This is a genomic window from Tardiphaga sp., from assembly GCF_028290495.1.
Taxonomy (GTDB): Bacteria; Pseudomonadota; Alphaproteobacteria; order Rhizobiales; family Xanthobacteraceae; genus Tardiphaga.
The window spans coordinates 98,420-120,453 of record NZ_JAQGJT010000041.1 but is presented as its reverse complement, the minus strand read 5'-3'; the positions used below and the strand labels follow the sequence as shown (position 1 = coordinate 120,453).

Sequence of the window (22,034 nt, the reverse complement as noted above, 5' to 3'; positions counted from 1 at the left end):
GCTTGGCTTTCTGTCTTCCCCTCTCCCCCAGGCAAAGCGAAGCTTCGCAGGTGGGAGAGGGTGGTCGCGCGACGCGCGGAGGAGAGCGAGGACGTTCTGCTTCGCCCTACAGCCCCGGATCGATCGCGCCGTCATATTCCTTCTTGAAGCGCGCGATCAGCTCGGCTACGGGGACCACCGCCTTGACGCTGCCGACGCCTTGGCCGCTGCCCCAGATTTCCTTCCAGGCCTTCGGCTTGGCGCGCTCGCCGGAGGCATCGGTGCCGAAGTTCATCTTGGTGGGATCGGACTCCGGCAGATTGTCGGGGTCCATGCCGGCGGCGACGATCGAGGGCTTGAGGTAGTTGCCGTGCACGCCGGTGAACAGATTCGAATAGACGATGTCTTCGGCAGTCGAGTTGGCGATCATGTCTTTGTAGCCGGGCACCGCGTTGGCCTCGGTGGTAGCAATGAAGGCCGAGCCGACATAAGCGAAGTCGGCGCCCAGCGTGCGCGCGGCGCGGATCGCACGACCATTGCCGATTGCGCCGGACAAAGCGATCGGGCCGCCAAACCAATGCCGGGTCTCGGCGACGAAGGCGAACGGCGAGATTTCGCCGGCATGGCCGCCGGCTCCGGCCGAGACCAGGATCAAGCCGTCGGCGCCCTTCTCGATCGCCTTGTGCGCAAAACGCTGGTTGATGACGTCGTGAAACACGATGCCACCCCAGGAATGCGCGGCCTGGTTCAACTCTTCGCGGGCGCCGAGCGAAGTGATCATCATCGGCACTTTATGCTTCTCGCAAAGCGCCATGTCCTGCTCGAGCCGGTTGTTGGATTTGTGCACGATCTGGTTGACGGCAAACGGCGCCGACAGCCGGTCCGGATGCGCCTTGTCATGGGCGGCGAGTTCTTCCTTGATCCGGTGCAGCCACTCGTCGAGCAGCGCTGCGGGGCGCGCATTGAGCGCCGGAAACGATCCGACGATACCGGCCTTGCACTGTGCGATGACGAGATCGGGCACCGAGATGATGAACAGCGGCGCGCCGATCACCGGGATCGACAGACGGTTCTTGAACAGCGCAGGCATCGACATGGCAATTCCTCTGTTTCTTTTCTTTGGGCAACGCCGGCTTTGCACCGGCCCTTTGAGCGGCCGGACGATGCCAGAAGCAATGCCAACATGGCAATTGCAGCGCGGTGGAAATCAGCTGCCTGAAAAGGCGGCTACTGGCAGAGCGCCCGCGTGACGAAATTCTCGGTCTTGCAATCGCCCTCTTCGGGCTTGCGGCCGGGCATCATCGCCTTGACCGAGCAGCTCTGCGCCGCATCGGTATCCATGCTCTTGCCCTCCTTGAAGCCCTTGCTCTGGCACAGCCGATCGGAGGCGGTCTTGCAGTCCGGCGCACCATTGGCGGCGACGGGGCAGACCATGCGGCCCTTCACCATCGTGTTCATCTTCGGCATGACGTCGAGGCTGTCGCCGGGCATCTTGAACGACGGCAGCGACGGCATAGCCGACCACATCGAGGTGGGATTGTTGAACAGCTTGCCTATTTCGTTGATCAGGCCGGGGTTTTCGGGCGCAGGCGGCGTCGGCTCCGGCGCAGCGGGCACCACCGCCGGCGGATCGGTCGGCACGACAGGACTCGCCGGTGTAACCTGGATAATCACAGACTTTGGCGTCGCGGCCGGCGGCGTCTGCGACCAGGCAAAGGCCGTAGCAGCGGCAAGGACGAAGGTGACCAGCACGGCCACCCAAAAGCTGCGGACCAGCATGCGCAGCGGCTTCACCAAATCAGACATGACAGAAACGTATCCCGGTGCCTGCGCCGGGGGAAGTGCCTCGGTTCAAAACAGGCGTAAAGCGACGACAAAGCCCAGCACAAGCACGCCGACGGCAAGCGAGACCCACAGGCCGAGGTGCTTCTCGATGGTCTCACGGATCCAGACGCCATAACGGTTAAGCAGGATGGCGACGATGAAGAACCGGCCGCCACGGGCGATCAGCGAAAGCCCGATGAACATCCAGATGTTATAGTTGGCGAAGCCTGACGTGATGGTGACGAGCTTGAACGGGATCGGAGTGAGGCCCTTCAGCAGAATGATCCAGGCGCCGTATTGGGCATAGCCGGCGCGAAACGTCTCGACCTTGTCGCCGTAGCCGTAGAAATTGATCACCCACTGCCCGACCGAATCGTAGAGCAGAGCCCCGATAGCATAGCCGACGATGCCGCCGGCGACCGAGGTGACCGTGCAAAGCGCGGCGTAGAACCACGCCTTGGGCGGCCGCGCCAGCGACATCGGGATCAGCATGACATCCGGCGGGATCGGAAAGAACGAACTCTCCGCGAACGAAACCATTCCCAAAATCCAGAGCGCGTAAGGCTTGTGGGCGGCGTCGATGCACCAATCGTACATTTTTCTGAGCATGGCGGCGATGAACCATCCTGATGGCGATTTGTCCATGCCGGGGCGGGCAGGATGGTGCGGAAAGGTCAGCCGAGTTTGCGCGATCGGCGGGTTTCCAGCGTGACAATTGGTCGCCGGGCATGCCGTTCGGCGCTGCGCTTGGCCGGCTTGGGAAGCTTTTCGGCGATCCCCAGCATGTCTTCTCGACGGCTCATTTCGGCCCAGACCTGTTCGGGTCGAACCCCGACCGAAGCCCACAATACCGTGAGGTTGTACAGCAGATCGGCGCTTTCGCGGACCACGGCGTCCGGCTTTCCGGCGACGGCATCGATAACGACCTCGATCGCCTCTTCCGCGAGCTTCTTGGCCATCTGCGCCGGACCACGCTGAAACAGCCGTGCGGTCCGCGATACCGCGGGATCAAGATCCCGGGCCGCCAGCACCGCCAGGTAGAGTCGATTGAGCGAATCACTCATCCCGATACGGTAGTCGAAGACCGTAGCCAGCATGTTAACGCCCGCGGTCACATGGCATTTAACGTAAATCGCCGGCCGTCTGGAGGCGGCCGGCGACCTACATCAAACCTGTCAGCTACGTATCAGTAACCGTTGTAGTAGCCTTGGCCACCGCCATAATAGCGCGGCCCGCCGCCGTAATAGCCGGGTCCGCCGTTATAATAAGCGGGGCCGCGATCGTAGTAATAGTTATCGTGACGGTGCTGCGAAGCGGCGATGGCGCCGATCGTGCCGACGATACCCGCAAAGGCAGCCAGACCGGCCGCGTTGCCGCCCCCGCCGCGACGGGCATACCGGCGACGGGCCGAACTGAAATCGGTCGCGGCGCTGATGCCATGGTTGGCGGAGACGCCCTGCTTCGCAGCCGGCGCAGCCATAACAGCCGTGGGCGCTACCGCCGTAATGGCCACCGAGGCGACGGCGGCCAGAATGGCCGCGCGGGTGCTGGTGGAAAACCTATTGCGTGCGAACATCTGAATGTCCTCCGGTGGTCGCTGACCCTGCGGGCCTCGGTTACCTAACCACTTCGGGCACTATGGGTTCCTCTACCCCAACGCAGCCTGAACGATTGATGTCAAAATCAGGGCAGTCACCCGACGTTCAGTTTTTGGCGAGTAGAGTGCCGCCGCAAGATGTCGCATGGCGGCGTCATCAATCGAACATACCATCCCTGGCAACTGAGGGTCCTACGGTTAGTCATCTGATGCGGTATTGCGCGAAAATTCTTCCTGGCTGGGTGGCGTCCTTGATCGGCGTGCTGGTGCTTGCCCATGTTGCACCGGGCCGCGCCGCGGAGGAACCGAGTCCGCCCACCACGATCCAGTTCACGCTCGACCGGCCGGTCGATGCGGTCGCGGCGCCCTTTGTGCTTGCTGCCGCGCGCGGCCTGTACCGCGCCGAAAACCTCCTGGTCTCGACCAACGTGGCTGCCGGCAGCAAGGAGACGATCGCCCGCGTCGCGTCTGGCGCCAGCGATATGGCGCTGGCCGACCTCAACGCGCTGATCCGCGCCCGCGACGCCCCCGACGCGGCCCCGGTCAAGGCAGTGTTCGTGCTGCTGAACAAGGCGCCCTACGCGGTGATCGCACGGCGCAGCCGCGGCGTTACTTCGCTGGCGAGCCTGGAAGGCAAGACGCTCGGCGTCGCCGACGGCGATCTTGCGATCCTGCTGTGGCCGGCGCTGGCCAAGCGCAACAACATCAAGCTTGCAGGCGTCAAGCAGGAGAAGATCAGTGCGGCGGTGCGCGAGCCGATGCTGTCGGCCGGCCAGGTCGATGCCGTCACCGGCTTCTCCTATGCATCGCCGGTCAATCTGCGCGACCGCGGCGTGCCCGCAGCCGATCTCGCCGTATTCCGCTTCGCCGACTATGGCAGCGCCGCCTATGGCCTCTCGATCATCGTCAATCCGAAATTCGCTGCCGAGAAACCCGAGGCCGTGCGGGCTTTCCTGCGCGCCGTCACCGCCGGCACGCAACTCGCGATCCGGGAGCCGGAGCAGGCGATCGACACCGTGATGTCGGCGATGGAGAACGGCACGAGCGAACTCGAACTCGAACGGCTGAAGACCGTCATCGCCGACAACATCCTGACCGACGACGTCAGGCGCGACGGCCTGGGCGGCATCGATGCGGCACGGTTCGGCGCTTCGGTGGAAGAAATCGCGGAAGATCATACCTTTCGCAAGCAACCGTCTGCCGCTGACATCTTCGACGATTCCTTCCTGCCGGAGTCGGTCGGCCGCCAGATCAACTGACAAAGATCAACCGACAAAGTTCACCTGCACAACTTGCCCGTGCGGCTGTATTCGCAGGCGATCCCTGCCTAACATGCCGGCCGACGTCCTCTCCGCTTGCCACGAGTGCCCGCCATGATCCGCATCTACACCCGCGTGCTGCAATTGCTCGGCAAGGAGCGACGACTCGGCTGGGTTCTCGCCGCCGCCAACCTGCTGCTGGCAGGCGCGCAATTTGCCGAGCCGGTGCTGTTCGGCCGGATCATCGACGTGCTGTCCGGCAATAAGTCGACGGCGGCGTTAAACGCCGAACCGACGTCGCCCTGGCCGCTGCTGGCGGCCTGGGTGGGGTTCGGGCTGTTCACCATCGTCTGCGGCGCCGTGGTCGCGCTGAATGCCGACCGCCTCGCCCATCGCCAGCGTCAGGCCGTGCTGACGGATTATTTCGAACACATCATGCAACTGCCGCTGACCTTCCACACCGGCACCCATTCCGGACGGCTGATGAAGGTGATGCTGCAGGGCACGGACGCGCTTTGGCGGCTGTGGCTGGGATTCTTCCGCGAGCATTTCGCCGCGATCGCCTCGCTGCTCGTTCTGCTGCCGCTGTCGATCTATATCAACTGGCGGCTCGCCGGGTTGCTGGCGATCCTGTGCATCGTGTTCACGGTGCTGACCACACTGGTCGTGCGCAAGACCTCGGGCATGCAGAGCGAGGTCGAGGAGCATTACGGCGACCTTTCGGCGCGGGCTTCCGACGCGCTGGGCAACGTCGCTTTGGTACAGAGCTTCACACGCGTCGATGCCGAAGTGCAGGGCTTGCGCAACGTGGCCGGCCAATTGCTGGCAGCGCAAATTCCGGTGCTGTCATGGTGGGCGCTGGTGTCGGTGATGACGCGGGCATCCACCACCATCACGGTGCTCGCGATCTTCACCGTCGGCATCGCGCTGAACCAGCAGGGGCTGACCACGGTCGGCGAGATCGTGATGTTCGTGTCGTTCGCCACGATGCTGATCCAGCGACTCGAACAGGTCGTCGCCTTCATCAACAGCGTGTTCATGGAAGCGCCCCGGCTACGCGAGTTCCTCAACGTGCTCGACGCCGTGCCGGCGGTGCGTGACCACATCGACGCGATCGACCCCGGCCGGCTCTCCGGCATGGTCGAATTCGACAACGTGTCATTCTCCTATGACGGCAAGCGGCCGGCGATCGAAGACCTGTCCTTCGTCGCACTGCCCGGCCAGACCATCGCGCTGGTCGGCGCCACCGGCGCCGGCAAATCCACGGCGATCGCGCTGCTGCATCGCGCCTTCGATCCGCAGTCCGGCATCATCCGGATCGACGGCATGGACGTGCGCGGCTTGACCCTGGCCGGCCTGCGCCGGAACATCGGCGTCGTATTCCAGGAGGCGCTGCTGTTCAACCGCTCGATCGCCGACAATCTGCGGGTCGGCAAACCGGACGCCACCGAAGAAGAAATGCGCGTCGCCGCCACCCGCGCCCAGGCGATGGACTTCATCGACCGCAGCGAACGCGGCTTCGAGACCAATGCCGGCGAACGCGGCCGCATGCTGTCCGGCGGCGAGCGGCAGCGGCTCTCGATCGCACGCGCGATCCTGAAAAATCCGCCAATTTTGATTCTCGACGAAGCGACCTCGGCGCTCGATGCCGTCACCGAGGCGAAGCTCAACGCTGCTCTCGATGAAGTGATGAAGGGCCGCACCACCTTCGTGATCGCGCATCGGCTCTCGACCATCCGTAATGCCACGCGAATTCTGGTATTTGAGAACGGCCGCGTGATCGAAAGCGGAACGTTCGATGAACTGGTGGCGCAAGGCGGGCATTTCGCGGCGCTCGCGACGGCGCAATTCATGGTGCAGGAAAATGTCCGCGCCGGCATGGCCGTGACGGATGCCGAACCGACACTGTAGACATTGGCGAGCGGCCGAAATTTGGCCCCTTTCATCAACGAATAGGAGGGCTCACCACTGTTCTGATGAGTTCAGCCGGTATAGGTTTGCTGCCGTCACCGTTTGATGGCCGGATCGTATGAACATCCCGAACCTCACACTTCAGGACGTCAGCCCGCGGCATTGCCGAGCGGCTAGCGACCCGACAACAATCGGAACCGGATAGTGCAGTTTCCCCCCGCCTCGCTTCGCCTGCTATCGCTGAAATGGATCGTCCTCGTCGCATGGCTTGCCGTTGCCACCATCGCGCCGCGCGCGGCGCAGGCCGAAGCGCTGCTGGTGGTCGAAGTCGAATCCGGCAAGGTGCTGCAGGCTGAAAACGCGACCTATCCGTGGTATCCGGCTTCCGTCACCAAGTTGATGACCGCCTATGTGGTCTTGAAGGCCGTGAAGGAAGGCCGCACGACGCTGGACAAGCTGATCACGGTGTCGCCTACGGCGGCGTCGCAGTCGCCGTCCAAGATGGGCTTCAAGGCCGGCACCCAGCTGACCGTCGAAAACGCCATGACGATGATGATGGTGAAGTCGGCCAATGACATGGCCGTGGTGCTGGCTGAAAGCATCGGCGGCTCGGTCGATGGCTTTTCCGACATCATGAACGCCAATGCGGCGCGGCTTGGCATGACGCAGACCCATTACGTCAATCCGAACGGGCTTCCGGCCGATGGCCACGTCACCTCGGCACGCGATCTGGCGATCCTCGCCCGCGCCATCATCCACGATCTCCCCGAATACGAATATTTCGTCCACATCCCCTCGATGAAATTCGGCCGCCGCGTGACGCAGAATTTCAACAAGCTGATCGGCCGCTTTCCCGGCGCTGACGGCATGAAGACGGGCTTCATCTGCGCCTCCGGCTACAATCTGGTAGGCACCGCTACCCGCAACGGCAAGCGGCTGATTGCCGTTGTGCTCGGCTCCACCTCGGGATCGGCCCGCGCCATCAAGGCCGCGCAGCTGCTCGAGCGCGGCTTCGCCAACAACAACCTGACCTGGCTGCGCCCCGCGCTCGGCACCGTCGATAACCTGGCGCCGATCGACGCCGCGCCGCCGAACCTGCGCGACGAGATGTGCGGACCGAAGCGCAAGCGCCCCGCCAGCGACGCCGACGAGGACAGCGTCGCCGAGGCCGGCAGCGACAATGTGATGACCTTCTTCACCGCCGGCCTGCAGCCACCGGCGCTGCGCCCGCTCGACATGATCGCCGCCGCCCCCGCGCCGTCGCAGCCCGTCATCGTCTATATCGGCCCGAAGAAGACCGGCGCCGACCTGATCGCCGCGGACGCCGTCGAAGAGGCCAAACAGACCCCGAAGCCCAAGGCCTCCAGGAAGCGAACCGTGGCAGCCAAGCCGGACGCCACCGACAGCAAGGGCGCGAAGCCAGCACTGAAGCGCGTCGTGATCCAGCCGGATGCCGCGACCAAGCCCGCGACCGCCAAGCCCGTCGCAGCTGCCAAGCCGGCGGCAGCCAGCAAGCCTGCCGCGGCGAAACCGGCTGCAGCCACCCCGGCCAAACCGAAGGCCGCCGCCAAGCCCGCGCCGAAAGCGACCACGGGCGAGGCCAAGCCCGCCGTCACCACACCGCGGACGTAGTAACCGAACCCCGACTCACCGGCATTTACCCAACAAGCATCACCCGCTCTGCGATATTGCGTCGCGGCTTGCTATCGGTCGCGGCTTTGCCCAATACTTCGCCTAATAATAGCATCAAGGGGGAAGCGCTATGGAGCGGATCTGGCTCAAGCAATACCCGGCCGGCGTACCGGCCGATATCGACGTCACGCAGTATCCGTCGCTGGTCGCGCTGCTGGAAGAAAGCTTTGCCAAGTTTCGCGACCGCAAGGCCTTCATCTGCATGGACAAGTCGATCAGCTATCGCGAGCTCGACGAGATGTCGCTGGCGCTCGGCGCCTATCTGCAGGGCAAGGGCCTGGCCAAGGGCGCGCGCGTCGCCATCATGATGCCGAACGTGCTGCAGCATCCAGTGGCCACCGCCGCCGTGCTGCGCGCCGGCTACGCGGTCGTCAACGTCAACCCGCTCTACACCCCGCGTGAACTTGAGCACCAGCTCAAGGACTCGGGCGCCGAGGCGATCATCGTGCTGGAGAACTTCGCCTCCGTCGTGCAGCAGGTGATCGGCAAGACCGCCGTGAAGCACGTCCTTGTCGCCAGCATGGGCGATCTGCTCGGCCTCAAGGGCATGATCGTCAATCTGGTAGTCCGCCGCGTCAAGAAGATGGTGCCGGCCTGGTCGCTGCCGGGCTCGGTGGCGTTCAACGAGGCGCTGTCCGCCGGCCGCAACATGACGTTCAAAAAGCCGGCGATCGGCCCCGACGACGTCGCCTTCCTGCAATACACCGGCGGCACCACCGGCCTTTCCAAGGGCGCGACGCTGCTGCACCGGAACATTCTGGCCAACGTGCTGCAGAACGACGCCTGGCTGCAGCCGGCGCTGCGCAAGCCGCCGCATGTCGACCAACTCTTCATCGTCTGCGCGCTGCCGCTGTACCATATCTTCGCGCTTACGGCTTGCTTCCTGCTCGGCATGCGCGCCGGCGGCGTCAACCTGCTGATCCCCAATCCGCGCGACATGCCCGGCTTCATCAAGGAATTGATGAAGTACCAGGTCAACAGCTTCCCCGCAGTCAACACGCTTTACAATGGCCTGCTGAACGCACCCGGCTTCGACCAGGTCGATTTCTCCAAGCTGAAAATTTCCAACGGCGGCGGCATGGCCGTGCAGCGCGCCGTAGCGGAAGCCTGGGAGAAGCGTACCGGCTGCTTCGTCGCCGAAGGCTACGGCCTCTCGGAGACATCGCCCACGCTGACCTGCAACCCCGCCGACATGGACCAGTTCAGCGGCAACATCGGCTTGCCGGTGTCCTCGACCTGGATCTCGATCCGCGACGACGACGGCAACGAAGTGCCGCTCGGCCAGCCCGGCGAGATCTGCGCCAAGGGCCCGCAGGTCATGTCCGGCTACTGGAACAGGCCGGACGAGACCGCCAAGGTGATGACGGCTGACGGCTTCTTCCGCACCGGCGACGTCGGCATCATGAGCCCGGACGGCTCCACCAAGATCGTCGACCGCAAGAAGGACATGATCAACGTCTCCGGCTTCAACGTCTATCCGAACGAAGTCGAGGACGTTCTGGCCAGCCATCCCGGCGTGCTGGAATGTGCGGTCATCGGCGTGAGCGACCCCCGCACCAGCGAGGCCGTGAAGGCATTCGTGGTCAAGAAGGACCCGAACCTGACGGCGGAGGAACTGATCAAGTTCTGTCAAACCGAACTGACCAACTACAAAGTTCCCAAGCAGATCGAATTCCGCTCGACGCTGCCCAAGACCAATGTCGGCAAGATCCTGCGCCGCGAACTGCGCGACGAGAAAAAAACCGACGCCGCCGCGTGAGGTGAAACGCCAGTCGCCGTCGTCATTGCGAGCGCAAGCGAAGCAATCCAGAAAGCCAAAAGACAAAGGCTGGATTGCTTCGTCGCAACGGCTAAGAGGAAAGCTGGCAAAGCCAGCTTTCCTTGACCTCGCAATGGCGGGCGCTGACGACACAGCCGTTGTGCGACGCCGACTTCGCTTTACGCGCCCACGCAATATTGTCTGCCCTGCGCCGTCGGTCTAAAGACGGTCACCTGCAATTTTGGAGAGATCGACGATGACCATCAAAGTTGGCGACAAGCTGCCCGAGGCGAAGCTGCGCGTGATGACCGAAGAAGGTCTTGCCGTGAAGACCACCGATGACGTGTTCAAAGGCAAGAAGGTCGCGCTGTTCGCGGTCCCCGGCGCCTATACCGGCACCTGCCACAAGATGCACCTGCCGAGCATCTTCCTCAACGCCTACGCCATAAAGGGCAAGGGCGTCGACAGCATCGCAGTGATTTCGGTCAACGATGCCTTCGTCATGAACGCCTGGAAGAAGGACACCGACCTGCGCGACGAGGCCACCTTCCTCGCCGACGCCAATGCCGAATTCACCAAGGAGATCGGCAAGGAACTGGACGCTTCAGGCAATGGCCTCGGCATCCGTTCGCTGCGCTATTCGATGCTGGTCGAAGACGGCGTCGTGACCAAGCTCAACCTCGAGCCCAATCCCGGCAAGGTCGAAGTCTCCGGCGGCGATACGCTGCTCGGTCAGCTCTGAGCTGAGCTTCCGCGATAGCTGAAGCTATTGCGACAAACGCAACTGTCGTCGCCCGGCCTGGCCGGGCGATCCAGTATTCCGCCAAGTTGGTGATACGCACAACGGCAGCGATTACTGGATCCCCGCATTCGCGGGGACGACAGCTGTTGATGTGGCGCGTCCGGGCGCAACTTCACCGCCTACTTCTTGTTCTTGTTCTCGATCAGGCCGTCGCGCGCCAGTTGATCGGCGCGCTCGTTCTCATCATGGCCGGCATGGCCCTTGACCCAGTGCCAGCGCACCTGGTGCGTATGCAGCGCGGCGTCAAGCCGCTGCCACAGATCGACGTTCTTCACCGGCTTCTTGTCGGCGGTCTTCCAGCCGTTGCGCTTCCAGCCGTGAATCCAGGTCATGATGCCGTTGCGGACATACTGGCTGTCGGTGTGCAGGTCGACGCTGCACGGCTTCTTCAAGGCTTCCAGCGCCGAAATGGCCGCCATCAACTCCATGCGGTTGTTGGTGGTGTGCGCCTCGCCGCCCTTCAATTCCTTTTCGGCATCGCCGAATTTCAGGATCGCGCCCCAGCCACCCGGACCGGGATTGCCGGAACAGGCGCCGTCGGTGTGGATCAGAACGGGCGTCATGCGGGCAATCCGGAAATCTCGACGCCGTAGTCGGCCATGCTCTTCACCGACTGGTGGAAGCGCAGCTTGCGGACATATTCCAGCGGGTCCTTCGGCTGCACCAGCGCGCCCGCGGGCACATTGAGCAAATCCACCAAACGCGTGAGCAAGAAGCGCAACGCCGCGCCGCGCGCCAGCAACGGCAACGCCGCCTGCTCGGCATCCGACATCGGACGCTCGCGGTTATAGGCCGACAGAAACGCGCGGGCCTTGGTGACGTTGAAGGAATGATCCGGCTCGAAGCACCAGGCGTTCAGGCAGATCGCCACGTCATAGGCGAACATGTCGTTACAGGCGAAATAGAAGTCGATCAGCCCCGACAATTCCTCGCCGAGGAAGAGCACGTTGTCGGGAAACGCGTCGGCGTGGATCACGCCCTGCGGCAGGTCGCGCGGCCAGCGGCCTTCGAGATAATTCAACTCGGAGGCGAGGAATTCGCGCAGGCCCGGCTGCACGTCGTTGGCGCGCGAGGCCGCGGCCGTAAACAGCGGTCGCCAGCCCGACACCGACAGCGCATTGGCGCGGCTCATCGGGAAATCGCGACCGGCCAGATGCATCTTCGCCAACGCTTTGCCGATGCCGGCGCAATGCGCGGCGTTCGGCTTGCGCGGCCACACGCCTTCCAGGAAGCCGATGATCGCGGCGGGCCGCCCGGCCAGCATGCCGAGCGTGGTGCCGTCGCGCATCTTCACCGGCTGCGAACAGGACAGGCCGTTCGCCGCCAGATGCACCATCAGGCCGAGGAAAAATGGCAGGTCACCGACCGCCGTGCGCTTCTCGTACAGAGTGAGGATGAAGGAACCGCCGCTGGTGTGCAGCAGGAAGTTGGAGTTCTCGACGCCTTCGGCGATGCCCTTGTAGGACAGCAGCTCACCGATATCGTAGGCGCTCAGAAACTCCGACAGTTCATCGGCGGTGACGTCGGTATAGACCGCCATGGAGATTACGCCGCGTCGGGACGCAGCGAGCGCGGCAGCGGGAAGAATTCGTTTTCTTCCGCGGCCGACACCGTCTCGACATGCAGTTCGTAACGCTCGGCGAAGGCGCCCATGATTTCCTCGACGATCACTTCCGGCGCCGAGGCGCCCGCGGTGATGCCGAGGCTGGTGATGCCTTCGAACATGCTCCAGTCCAGATCGGCAGCGCGCTGCGCCAGCACGGAGACCTTGCAGCCCTCGCGCTCGGCGACTTCACGCAGCCGCTGCGAATTCGACGAATTCGGCGCGCCGACCACGATCAGCGCATCGACCACCGGGGCCACCTTCTTCACCGCCAGCTGGCGGTTGGTGGTGGCGTAGCAGATGTCTTCCTTGTGCGGCCCGTTGATGGTCGGAAAGCGCTTCTTCAGCACCTCGACGATCTCCGCGGTGTCGTCGATCGACAGCGTCGTCTGGGTCACGAAAGCCAGGTTATTGGGGTCCTTCGGCGTGAAGGTGGCGGCGTCATGCGCCGTCTCGATCAGTTCCACCGCGCCGACCGGCAACTGGCCGAGCGTGCCGACCACTTCCGGATGGTGCGAATGCCCGATCAGCAGGATCTCGCGGCCGCGCTTGAAGTGGATCGCCGCCTCGCGGTGCACCTTGGTGACCAGCGGGCAGGTCGCATCCAGCGAGAAGAAATTACGCTGCTTGGCGTCGGCTGGAACCGATTTAGGCACGCCATGGGCGGAAAATACTACCGGCGCCGTGGTGTTGTCGGGAATCTCGGCGAGTTCCTCGACAAAAATCGCGCCCTTGGTCTTCAGGCTGTCCACGACATATTTATTATGGACGATCTCGTGGCGGACATAGACCGGAGCGCCGTGGATCGCCAAAGCGCGTTCGACGGTATCGATCGCCCGGACCACGCCGGCGCAGAAGCCGCGGGGGGAGCAAAGGACGATCTTCAGGGGCGGTTTGGCCTGCATAATGGGCAATCCAGCGTGCGAGGCACCTGGAGCGGCAGGTGCGAAGCGGTCATTTGAAAGGATACAATAGGCCAAACAGCCAGTTTCAGGAAGGACTTGGGGCCGCCCGGTCGCCCTGTCAAGGCCGAACAGTCTTCCATTGCGCGGTTGGCCCCCAACAGCCTATATACAGCCTGAATTCCCCGTCATCCCCGATGACCAGACGGCTCCGCCTCCAAAAAAGGTGGGCGGAGCGTAAAGGAGATTTGCCATGAGCAATGCCCCGCTGATGCCAAAGGCGACTGCCGTGTGGCTTGTCGACAATACCGCGCTGACGTTCGACCAGGTCGCCGATTTCACCAAGATGCACCCGCTGGAAATCCGCGCCATCGCCGATGGCGACGCCGCCCAGGGCATCAAGGGCATGGATCCGATCTCCAACGGGCAGTTGACCCGCGACGAGATCGAAAAGGGTGAGAAGGACAAGAATTATCGCCTCAAGCTCGAAGAGAGCAAGGTGATCCTGCCGCCGGCCGCCAAGAAGAAGGGCCCGCGCTACACCCCGGTATCGCGCCGCCATGAACGCCCGAGCGCGATCCAGTGGCTGGTGCGCAACCACGGCGAGCTGAAGGACAGCGCGATCATGCGTCTGGTCGGCACCACCAAGACCACCATCGCGAGCATCCGCGACCGCACGCACTGGAATGCCTCGACCCTGACCCCGATGGACCCGGTGACGCTCGGCCTGTGTTCGCAGATCGAACTCGATTTTGAAGTGCAGCGCGCGGCGAAAGAGAAGCCCGCCGATCAGGCTTACGGCGGCGCGACCCTGCTGCCGGCCTCGGAAACCACCCGCAAGGACGAGTTCGAGCCCTCCGAGCGCGACAGCGACGACCTCAACGTCGACGCCGTGTTCGCCAAGCTCAAGGGCATCGGCGGCGGCAAGAAGCACGACGACGAAGAAGAATAGCCACGGCGTTCGTCGCCTTCACGGGCGATCCGATCCCGCACACGACCCAACGCGGCGAAGCAATTCGCCGCGTTTTTTTATGGCCCAATCTTCGCTTTCCAAACGCCGGCGAATCCTGCGACATCGGGCATGTGCGGGGGCATACGGAGCAACGCTGCGATGGCATCACTCTGGCTGGGTCTGGTACGGCTTTTTGCGGGCTTGCGCCGCGGGCTGCGCGATCCGGAATTCCGCGCGATCATATTGCTGATCGTCATCGCTATCGCTATCGGCGCGGCTTTCTTCCGGATCGTCGAGCACTGGCTATGGATCGACGCGATCTATTTCAGCGTCATGGCCTTGACCACCGTCGGCGACGCCACGCTGGCGCCGACCACGGCGATCGCCAAGATATTCACGATGGCGTATTCGATATGCGGCATCGGCCTGATGCTGGCCTTCCTGTCGCGGCTCTCGACATTTCGCGAGCCACGCGACGGCGAATAACGCTCACGCCTTCTTCAGAAACTCGACGCGCAGCACCAGGCCCTTGACCTTGTCGGTGCGGCCTTCGATCTCGTCTTCGTTGTCGGTGAGGTGGATATTCTTGATCACGGTGCCGCGCTTGAGAACGGTAGACGAGCCTTTCAGCTTCAAGTCCTTGATCAGCGTAACGGTGTCGCCCTCGGCAAGCAGCGCGCCGTTCGAATCCCTGACCTTGATGTCCATGACGTGTCCTTCTTCTTCCATCTCCCCTCGCGGGAGAAGGTGCGCTCGCGAAGCGAAGCGGATGCTTAGGGGAGAGGGGGAGCAAGCGCAAGACGACGCAAAACGCGACACCGGTTTGCACCGATGCCGCGCGCTTGTGGTTAGCCGATCAGAACTTGTAGGTGATGCCGGTGCCGATCAGCCAAGGATCAAGCTTGACCTTGCCGGTGATCGGCGTGCCCCCAGCCAGCGCGCCGTCCCATTCCGGGCGCAGCCAGATCTTCTTGACGTCGACGTTCCAGCCCCAATGCTTGTCGATCATGTAATCGAAGCCGAACTGCACCACGGGCGCGAAGGAATCGTGCAGGTGGCTGTTGGTGACGGTGGTGCCGCCCGCGCTCTGGCTGAAGAACCAGGTGTAGTTCACGCCGGCGCCGACATAAGGCTTGAACGCGCCGAAGTCGGTGAAGTGATACTGCAGCGTCAGGGTCGGCGGCAGCAGCCAGGCCTTGCCCACATCGACACCCGCCAGCGCATCAGCGCCGGTGACATGATGCCTGGTCACGCCGAGGATCACTTCGGCCGCGATATTCCTGGTGAAGAAGTAGGAGATGTCGAGTTCGGGAACGACCTGATCGGAAGTCCGCAGGCTGGAGCCCGCCACCTGATCGACCGAACCACCCTTCTCCGGAAGAACGCCGAGCACGCGCAGCCGGATCATCCACGGATTCCAGGCTTCAACCGCCGGCGCCTTGTAGTACGGCGCCCTTGCGAACAAATCGGCCGCATACGCGGTCGTGGCAATGCCGGTAATCGCCGTCGCCATCATCAGCGCCGACAACGCAGTCACAACTTTCTTCATCAAGTGCCCACATCCCATCAACATCAGCCTGAACGATTCAGCTGCCTCGGTGATGAGAGACGACAGTCGGCGCGCCGAAAAATTGATCTCAATCAATTCGACGCGGCTGTGTGGTCGTTGCGGGGCGAACGTTGCCCGGGGGACACAACTGCGGGCAATGGCTGCAGCCTCAGGGCCTGCCGGAGTTGTTCAGCATGTATTCGCCGAGGTTACGCTGGGCGCGATCAGCGCGGGCGATCGAGTTGCCGCGCTGGACGTCACGGTTCTTGCGGCAGGCGGCGTAATCGGCGGAGCCGACCGCCACACCATTGGCGCGACAGATCGCGTCATCGTCTTCGCCAAGGCTGGAGACCGGAATGTCGCTGCGCCGCGCGCAGGACGCCAGTGTCAAAGCAGCCAGCGTCAGCGCGATAAGATAAGTCGGGGTCGGTCGCATGCAAGATTCCGGGTTCGGCTGAGGTGGAGCAGTCATTACCCCGGATTGTGACGAATGTCAGTCCCGGACCTCGCCATGACAGCGCTCATAGCCGGCCCTTCAGCGCGTCGCCGATCTCATCGAGAACGCTGGCGTCCTCGATGGTGGCCGGCATGGCCCATTCGTCGCCATCGGCGATCTTCTTGATGGTTCCGCGCAGGATCTTGCCGGAGCGGGTCTTCGGCAGCCGGCCGACGGTAATCGCCAGCTTGAACGCCGCGACCGGACCGAGTTTCTCGCGCACCAGCGCCACCACTTCCTTCTCGATCTCGGCGTGGCTGCGGGTCACGCCGGCCTTCAGCACCAGGAAGCCGCACGGCGCCTCGCCCTTGATAAGGTCGCGGATGCCCAGCACCGCGCATTCGGCAACGTCGGGATGGCCTGCGAGAATCTCCTCCATGCCGACGGTGGAAAGCCGGTGGCCGGCGACGTTGATGATGTCGTCGGTGCGGCCCATCACGAAGACGTAGCCGTCCTCGTCCAGATAGCCGGCGTCGGAGGTTTTGTAGTAGCCTGGGAATTCGTTGAAGTAGGCTTCCTTGCAGCGCTCGTCCTGCTCCCACAAGGTCGGCAGACATCCCGGCGGCATCGGCAGCTTGATCACCAGCGAGCCCATCGTGCCCGCGGGCAGCGGCTTCGCCGCCTCATCGACGACCTCGATCTGGTAGCCGGGCATCGGCACCGTCGGCGAGCCGTGCTTGACCGGCAACTGGCCGAGGCCGACGGGGTTGCCGGCGATGCACCAGCCGGTCTCGGTCTGCCACCAGTGGTCGATGACAGGTAGCTTCAGTTGTTTCTCGGCCCATTCCACCGTGGGCGGATCGGCGCGCTCGCCGGCGAGGAACAGGGTGCGCAGATTCGATAGGTCGTATTGGCGGATGAATTTGCCGTCCGGGTCTTCCTTGCGGATGGCGCGGAAGGCGGTCGGCGCCGTGAAGAAGGCGACCGCCTTGTGCTGCGACATCACCCGCCAGAACGCGCCGGCATCCGGCGTGCCTATCGGCTTGCCCTCATACATGATCGAGGTCGCGCCATGCAGCAGCGGCGCATAGATGATGTAGCTGTGGCCGACGACCCACCCGATATCGGAGCCGCACCAAAAGACCTCGCCCGGCTTCACGCCGTAGAGATTGAACATCGACCATTTCAGCGCGACCAGATGGCCACCGTTGTCACGCACCACGCCTTTGGGTTTGCCGGTCGTGCCCGAGGTGTAGAGGATGTACAGCGGATCCGTCGCCAGCACAGGCACGCAAGCGGCGGACTTCTTCGCGGCAATCGCCCGGCCGCGCAACTCGGCCCAGTCATGATCGCGGCCCTGCACGAGATCGCAGCCCTGCTGCGGCCGGTGCAGGATGATGCAGGCCTCGGGCTTCACGCTGGAAAGCCGGATCGCCTCGTCGAGCAGCGGCTTGTAGTGCACGAGTCGGCCGGGTTCGAGGCCGCAACTGGCGGAGAAGATCAGCTTCGGCTTGGCGTCCTCGATGCGGGTAGCCAATTCTTTTGCCGCGAAGCCGCCGAACACCACAGAGTGCACCGCGCCTATCCGCGCGCAGGCCAGCATCGCGATGACAGCCTCCGGCACCATCGGCATATAGAGAATGACGCGGTCGCCCTTGGCGACGCCGAAGTCCTGCATGATGGCGCCGAGCACCTGCACCTCGTGCAGCATCTGCGCATAAGTGAGTTTGGTGACGGTGCTTTCTTCGGAAGGATTTGCGAGCGGCGAATCGTGGATCAGCGCGACCTGATCGGCGCGGCCGGAGGCGACGTGGCGATCCAGCGCGTTGTAGCAGGTGTTGACGACCGCGCCTGCGAACCACCGGCCGTACAGTCCCATCGAGGGATCGAACACCTTCTGCGCCGGCTCGATCCAGTCGATCTCACGCGCCGCGTCGCCCCAGAATCCCTCGGGGTCCGTGATCGAACGGGCATAGACCTCACGGTAACGGCTGTCGGTGTGGATGTTCATGGCGTCTCTCCCGCCCCGGTCGTGACGCCGGGGTCATAGCGCCGCCATTGTCACGGGATGAGGTCTCATTTCAAGGGCGGCTTTGGTCGCCCTTTGATGCCCATATCGGCGCCGATCTTTTCCAGCTCAAGCGCCAGCGCCTTGAAATTACCGCGCGCCGCGGCGTGCTGCGGGTTGAGTTTCAGCGCCGCACCGAAATCGGCCAGCGCGCGCGGCCGGTCGCCCTTGCTGCGATGCAACTCGCCGCGGGTATTGAAAATGTCGGCGAGTTTCGGATTAAGTCGCAAGGCGACATCATAGTCGGCGATAGCGCGGTCGGTATCTTCCTGCCGCTGATAGGCCGCGCCACGTGCCAGCAGCGCCTTCAGCCGGTCGGCGCGTTCGGTGCGGTCGTTGTCGATCAGCGCGTCGCAGACCGCGATGATCGCGGCGTCATTCAGCGAAGCGACAGCGCCGTTGCAGGGCGCGGGGTCGACTTTGATATCGATCCTGGAATCGGCGGGCGGATCGGACGGCGCTGCAAAGGCGGTGTACGAAAGCCCAAGGCACAACCACGCCAGTGCTCCAGCACGTTTCAACGTCAGCCGCATTATCTGAGCAGGCCCTTTTCCCTGTAATAGCGGATCGCGCCGGGGTGCAGCGGCACCGGCCCGCTCCTGGCGGCGTTTTTACGCCTTATCTCGCTGCCTACCATATGGGCGATGGCGAGTTCGGGCAGCGAATCAAACACCAGCCTGGTCATCTGATAGGCAAGGTCGTCGGACACCGCCGCGCTGGTGACGAGATAGTTCATCACCGTCGCGGTCTGAATTTCCCTGCTCTGACCTAGATAGGTGCCGGCGGGAATCATGCCGAGTCTGAACGGCGCACCCATCTTCCTGACGACCGCCTTCGGTACCGGTACCAACACGACCTCGTTGTTGTCGCTTAATTCCTTCAAGGAGGTGACGCCTAAGCCGGCGGATTGCAAAGTGGCATCGAGCTGCTTCTTCGCCATCAACTGGGCGGATTCGGCAAAGTCCTTGTTCTCGATCCGGCCGAGGTCGCTTTCCTTCAACCCGGCGGCCGCAAGGATCGCGTGCGCGTTGAGTTCGGTGCCGGATTTTTCCGCACCGACCGACAGGCTCCTGCCCTTCAGGTCGGAAAGCGTCCGGATGCCGCTGTCCCTAGTGGCGACGATCTGGATGAAGCTCGGATACAGCGCGCCGATCACCCTGAGCTTGTCGAGCTTGCCGTCGAAGCCGGCCGCGGTATTGCCCGTCCAGGCATCTTGCAGCGCATCACCGAGCGCGAAGGCGATCTGGCCGCTGCCTTGCTGCAGCCGCGCGAGGTTCTCCACCGAACCATCGGTGGTCTGTACTTCAACCTGGCTGCCGGGAATGTCAGCGTAAATCTTGGCGATGGTGACGCCGAGCGGATAGTACACGCCGGATGCGCCCCCGGTCAGCACGATGATCGGCTGGGCAGAGGCCACAGGCGCCGCCAGCATCACCAAGGCTGCCGCGGCCGCGATCCATCGCATCTTCATTCGTCACGCTCCCGCACGGTTCGACGGGACCGTGGACGGATGCACCGGGGCGGTCAAGCGACCAACCACCGTGCCATGCACCGCCATGCGCGACCAAAGTTTCAGCCGGCACCCCTTGCAACACCGTGACAAAACGGCATCAATGCGCCGCGCTGCAAAAACAAAAGCCGGCAAAGCCGGCAGAATTTCCCCGGGGGGAATATGGCTGACGACAAAACCCACGCGACCGACGAAACCGTCGTTGTCTCCGACGAGGCGCTGCTCAAGGCGGAAGCCTTTATCGAGGCGGACGAGGGCGCGACCAACCGGTTGCTGGGCTGGGCCGGCACGATCTCCACCGGCATCGCCGTGGTGATGAGCGTGTTCCACCTCTACGCGGCTTACGCCATCGTGCCGACGCAGGAGCTGCGCTACATCCACGTCGCCTTCACGCTGGTATTGAGCTTCCTGCTGTTCCCTCTGGCGACGCGCTTCCGCAACCGGGTACGCTGGTGGGACATCGTGCCGGGCATCGTCGCCGTCGGCACTATCGTTTATGCGCTGTGGGGCGGCGACGACTTCACCGACCGCGCCACCGTGCCGGACCATATGGACGTCATTGTCGGCATCGCCTTCATCCTGCTGTTGCTGGAAGCAACCCGCCGCACCACCGGGCTGATCATGCCCGTGGTATCGCTGTTCTTCATTGCCTATGCGATGCTCGGCCCGCACCTGCCGGCGCCCTGGACGCATCGCGGCTACGACCTCCCGCGGCTGGTCGGCCATCTCTTCATTACGCTGGAGGGCATCTTCGGCGTCGCGGTGGACGTCTCCGCCACGCTGATCATCCTGTTCACGATCTACGGCGCGTTCCTGTCGCAATCCGGCGCCGGCAAGTTCTTCATCGACTTCTCGCTGGGGCTGATGGGCAACAAGCCGAACGCCGCCGGGCGCACCGTGGTGCTGTCGTCGTTCCTGCTCGGCGGGCCCTCCGGCTCTGGCGTCGCCACCACCGTGATGATCGGCACCGTGGCCTACCCGATGCTCGCCAAGGCGGGTTTCGAGAAGAACGCTGCCGGCGGATTGCTCGCGGCCGGCGGCCTTGGCGCGATCCTGTCGCCGCCGGTGCTCGGCGCCGCCGCCTTCCTGATCGCCGAATTCCTCAAGATCAGCTACCTCGACGTGATCTGGATGGCGACCATCCCGACCTGTCTCTATTACTTGTCGCTGCTGATCATGGTGGAGATCGACGCCAAACGGTTCGGCGCCCATGACGTCAACTTCAAACCGGAGATGACCATCTGGGAGATGACGAAGCGCTACGGCTTCCACTTCATCTCGCTGATCGCCGTAGTGATCTTCATGATCATCGGCTATTCGCCATCGCTGTCGGTGTTCTACGCCACCGCCGTGACCTTCGCGCTGAGCTTCCTGCGCAAGGAGACCGCTTTGGTGCCGAAAAAGCTGGTGAAGGCGATGGCCGACGGCTCGATCGGCGCGCTGAATGCCGCCACCACCTGCGCCTGCGCCGGCATTGTGGTCGGCGTGGTGACGCTGACCGGGCTGGGGCTGAAGTTTTCCTCGATCGTGATCGCCTATGCCGGCGGCAGCCTGCTGCTGACCGCCGTCTACACCGCGCTGATCGTCTGGGTGATCGGCCTCGCGGTGCCGGTCACGGCGTCCTACATCATCTGCGCGGTGATCGCGGCACCCGCGCTGATCAAGCTCGGCGTGCCCGACTACGCCGCCCATATGTTCATCTTCTACTACGCCGTGTTGTCGGAAGTCTCGCCGCCGACCGCTCTGTCGCCGTTCGCCGCCGCCGCGATCACCGGCGGCGACCCGTACCGGACCACGCTGCAGTCATGGAAATACACGCTGCCGGCGTTCATCGTGCCGTTCGTGTTCGTGCTGGATCCGCAGGGCGTCGGCCTGCTGCTGAACATCCCGAAGAACGGCTCGTGGATCGACATCGTCGAGATCACCATCAAGACCACGCTCGGCATCGTGGCGCTGGCCGCGGTCGCACAGAACTGGGCGCTGCGACAAACCACCCCGCTCGAACGCAGCCTGCTTCTGATATCAGGGCTGCTGCTGGTGTTCCCGAGCCTGATCGAAGCGATCCTCGAATCGATCACCGGGCGAGACATCAGCTATACTTTCGTCCCCGGCCTGCTGATCGGCCTGGGCGTTCTCATATGGCAATACAAAACGCCGGCGCCTTCACGACCGGCCATTGCGGCATAACAAC

22 protein-coding genes are annotated in these 22,034 nt (G+C 63.5%); 8 read left to right on the top strand and 14 right to left on the bottom strand.

All coding sequences use genetic code 11. The features are described 5' to 3' along the window. Positions 1–106 precede the first annotated feature (106 nt). The 5 genes from JWQ24_RS07510 to JWQ24_RS07490 form a co-directional block, all read right to left on the bottom strand. On the bottom strand, positions 107–1,075 hold the full coding sequence (locus JWQ24_RS07510; RefSeq protein ID WP_299806220.1) for a nitronate monooxygenase family protein: 969 nt from the start codon (positions 1,073–1,075) through the stop codon (positions 107–109). Between the two features lie 131 nt (positions 1,076–1,206). After that, positions 1,207–1,785, bottom strand: coding sequence for a hypothetical protein (locus JWQ24_RS07505; protein ID WP_299806218.1), 579 nt, complete (start codon positions 1,783–1,785; stop codon positions 1,207–1,209). 45 nt (positions 1,786–1,830) lie between these two features. Beyond that, positions 1,831–2,412 carry a YqaA family protein gene (locus JWQ24_RS07500; protein ID WP_299806314.1) on the bottom strand — a complete coding sequence of 194 codons (582 nt, stop codon included), beginning with the start codon at positions 2,410–2,412 and terminating at the stop codon, positions 1,831–1,833. A 65-nt stretch (positions 2,413–2,477) separates the two neighbouring features. Beyond that, positions 2,478–2,867 (bottom strand): phosphoribosyl-ATP diphosphatase, encoded by a 390-nt coding sequence (gene hisE / locus JWQ24_RS07495; RefSeq protein ID WP_299806312.1) that lies wholly within the window; start codon positions 2,865–2,867, stop codon positions 2,478–2,480. Positions 2,868–2,989: 122 nt separating this feature from the next. Further along, a complete protein-coding gene (locus JWQ24_RS07490) occupies positions 2,990–3,379 on the bottom strand; it encodes a hypothetical protein (RefSeq protein WP_299806216.1) in 390 nt (129 codons plus the stop codon). Between the two features lie 284 nt (positions 3,380–3,663). Between JWQ24_RS07490 and JWQ24_RS07485 the strand changes: the two genes are divergently transcribed. From JWQ24_RS07485 to JWQ24_RS07465, 5 genes are all read left to right on the top strand, one after another. Then, positions 3,664–4,659, top strand: coding sequence for an ABC transporter substrate-binding protein (locus JWQ24_RS07485; protein ID WP_299806309.1), 996 nt, complete (start codon positions 3,664–3,666; stop codon positions 4,657–4,659). 114 nt (positions 4,660–4,773) lie between these two features. Beyond that, on the top strand, positions 4,774–6,570 hold the full coding sequence (locus JWQ24_RS07480) for a glucan ABC transporter ATP-binding protein/ permease (protein ID WP_299806214.1): 1,797 nt from the start codon (positions 4,774–4,776) through the stop codon (positions 6,568–6,570). Between the two features lie 204 nt (positions 6,571–6,774). Then, positions 6,775–8,202 (top strand): D-alanyl-D-alanine carboxypeptidase family protein, encoded by a 1,428-nt coding sequence (locus JWQ24_RS07475; RefSeq protein ID WP_299806211.1) that lies wholly within the window; start codon positions 6,775–6,777, stop codon positions 8,200–8,202. A gap of 130 nt (positions 8,203–8,332) precedes the next feature. Beyond that, positions 8,333–10,021, top strand: a complete 1,689-nt coding sequence (locus JWQ24_RS07470) for a long-chain fatty acid--CoA ligase (RefSeq protein ID WP_299806208.1) — start codon at positions 8,333–8,335, stop codon at positions 10,019–10,021. Between the two features lie 256 nt (positions 10,022–10,277). Next, positions 10,278–10,763 carry a peroxiredoxin gene (locus tag JWQ24_RS07465; RefSeq protein ID WP_299806205.1) on the top strand — a complete coding sequence of 162 codons (486 nt, stop codon included), beginning with the start codon at positions 10,278–10,280 and terminating at the stop codon, positions 10,761–10,763. A 179-nt stretch (positions 10,764–10,942) separates the two neighbouring features. Here JWQ24_RS07465 and rnhA read toward each other — a convergent pair whose 3' ends face one another. Genes rnhA through ispH form a run of 3 tightly spaced genes read right to left on the bottom strand, consistent with a single transcriptional unit; the run spans position 10,943 to position 13,331 of the window. After that, on the bottom strand, positions 10,943–11,386 hold the full coding sequence (rnhA, locus tag JWQ24_RS07460) for a ribonuclease HI (RefSeq protein WP_299806203.1): 444 nt from the start codon (positions 11,384–11,386) through the stop codon (positions 10,943–10,945). Next, positions 11,383–12,363 carry a homoserine kinase gene (locus JWQ24_RS07455; RefSeq protein ID WP_299806200.1) on the bottom strand — a complete coding sequence of 327 codons (981 nt, stop codon included), beginning with the start codon at positions 12,361–12,363 and terminating at the stop codon, positions 11,383–11,385. Before JWQ24_RS07455 ends, rnhA begins: the two co-directional genes overlap by 4 nt. Positions 12,364–12,368: 5 nt before the next feature. Then, entirely contained in the window at positions 12,369–13,331 is a 963-nt protein-coding gene (ispH, locus tag JWQ24_RS07450) for a 4-hydroxy-3-methylbut-2-enyl diphosphate reductase (protein ID WP_299806197.1), read from the bottom strand. A 250-nt stretch (positions 13,332–13,581) separates the two neighbouring features. Between ispH and JWQ24_RS07445 the strand changes: the two genes are divergently transcribed. Continuing rightward, a complete protein-coding gene (locus tag JWQ24_RS07445) occupies positions 13,582–14,280 on the top strand; it encodes a cell cycle transcriptional regulator TrcR (protein WP_299806195.1) in 699 nt (232 codons plus the stop codon). Between the two features lie 159 nt (positions 14,281–14,439). Further along, a complete protein-coding gene (locus JWQ24_RS07440; protein WP_299806193.1) occupies positions 14,440–14,766 on the top strand; it encodes a potassium channel family protein in 327 nt (108 codons plus the stop codon). Positions 14,767–14,769: 3 nt separating this feature from the next. Here the strand turns inward: JWQ24_RS07440 and JWQ24_RS07435 are convergent, their stop codons facing one another. From JWQ24_RS07435 to JWQ24_RS07410, 6 genes are all read right to left on the bottom strand, one after another. Continuing rightward, the gene (locus JWQ24_RS07435; protein ID WP_299806192.1) at positions 14,770–14,988 is read right to left on the bottom strand and encodes an alkylphosphonate utilization protein; all 219 of its coding nucleotides are present in this window, start codon (positions 14,986–14,988) and stop codon (positions 14,770–14,772) included. A gap of 148 nt (positions 14,989–15,136) precedes the next feature. Continuing rightward, complete coding sequence (locus JWQ24_RS07430) at positions 15,137–15,829, bottom strand: OmpW family protein (RefSeq protein WP_299806190.1); 693 nt, start codon at positions 15,827–15,829, stop codon at positions 15,137–15,139. 169 nt (positions 15,830–15,998) lie between these two features. After that, positions 15,999–16,265: a hypothetical protein gene (locus tag JWQ24_RS07425; RefSeq protein WP_299806188.1), complete on the bottom strand. Its 267-nt coding sequence runs from the start codon at positions 16,263–16,265 to the stop codon at positions 15,999–16,001. An 85-nt stretch (positions 16,266–16,350) separates the two neighbouring features. Next, positions 16,351–18,276: a propionyl-CoA synthetase gene (locus JWQ24_RS07420; RefSeq protein ID WP_299806186.1), complete on the bottom strand. Its 1,926-nt coding sequence runs from the start codon at positions 18,274–18,276 to the stop codon at positions 16,351–16,353. 65 nt (positions 18,277–18,341) lie between these two features. Then, positions 18,342–18,854: a tetratricopeptide repeat protein gene (locus JWQ24_RS07415; RefSeq protein WP_299806184.1), complete on the bottom strand. Its 513-nt coding sequence runs from the start codon at positions 18,852–18,854 to the stop codon at positions 18,342–18,344. Between the two features lie 11 nt (positions 18,855–18,865). Further along, positions 18,866–19,804: a TAXI family TRAP transporter solute-binding subunit gene (locus JWQ24_RS07410; protein ID WP_299806182.1), complete on the bottom strand. Its 939-nt coding sequence runs from the start codon at positions 19,802–19,804 to the stop codon at positions 18,866–18,868. Positions 19,805–20,005: 201 nt separating this feature from the next. Here JWQ24_RS07410 and JWQ24_RS07405 point away from each other — a divergent pair, with 201 nt between their 5' ends. Next, positions 20,006–22,030 (top strand): TRAP transporter fused permease subunit, encoded by a 2,025-nt coding sequence (locus JWQ24_RS07405; protein WP_299806180.1) that lies wholly within the window; start codon positions 20,006–20,008, stop codon positions 22,028–22,030. Positions 22,031–22,034 lie beyond the last annotated feature (4 nt).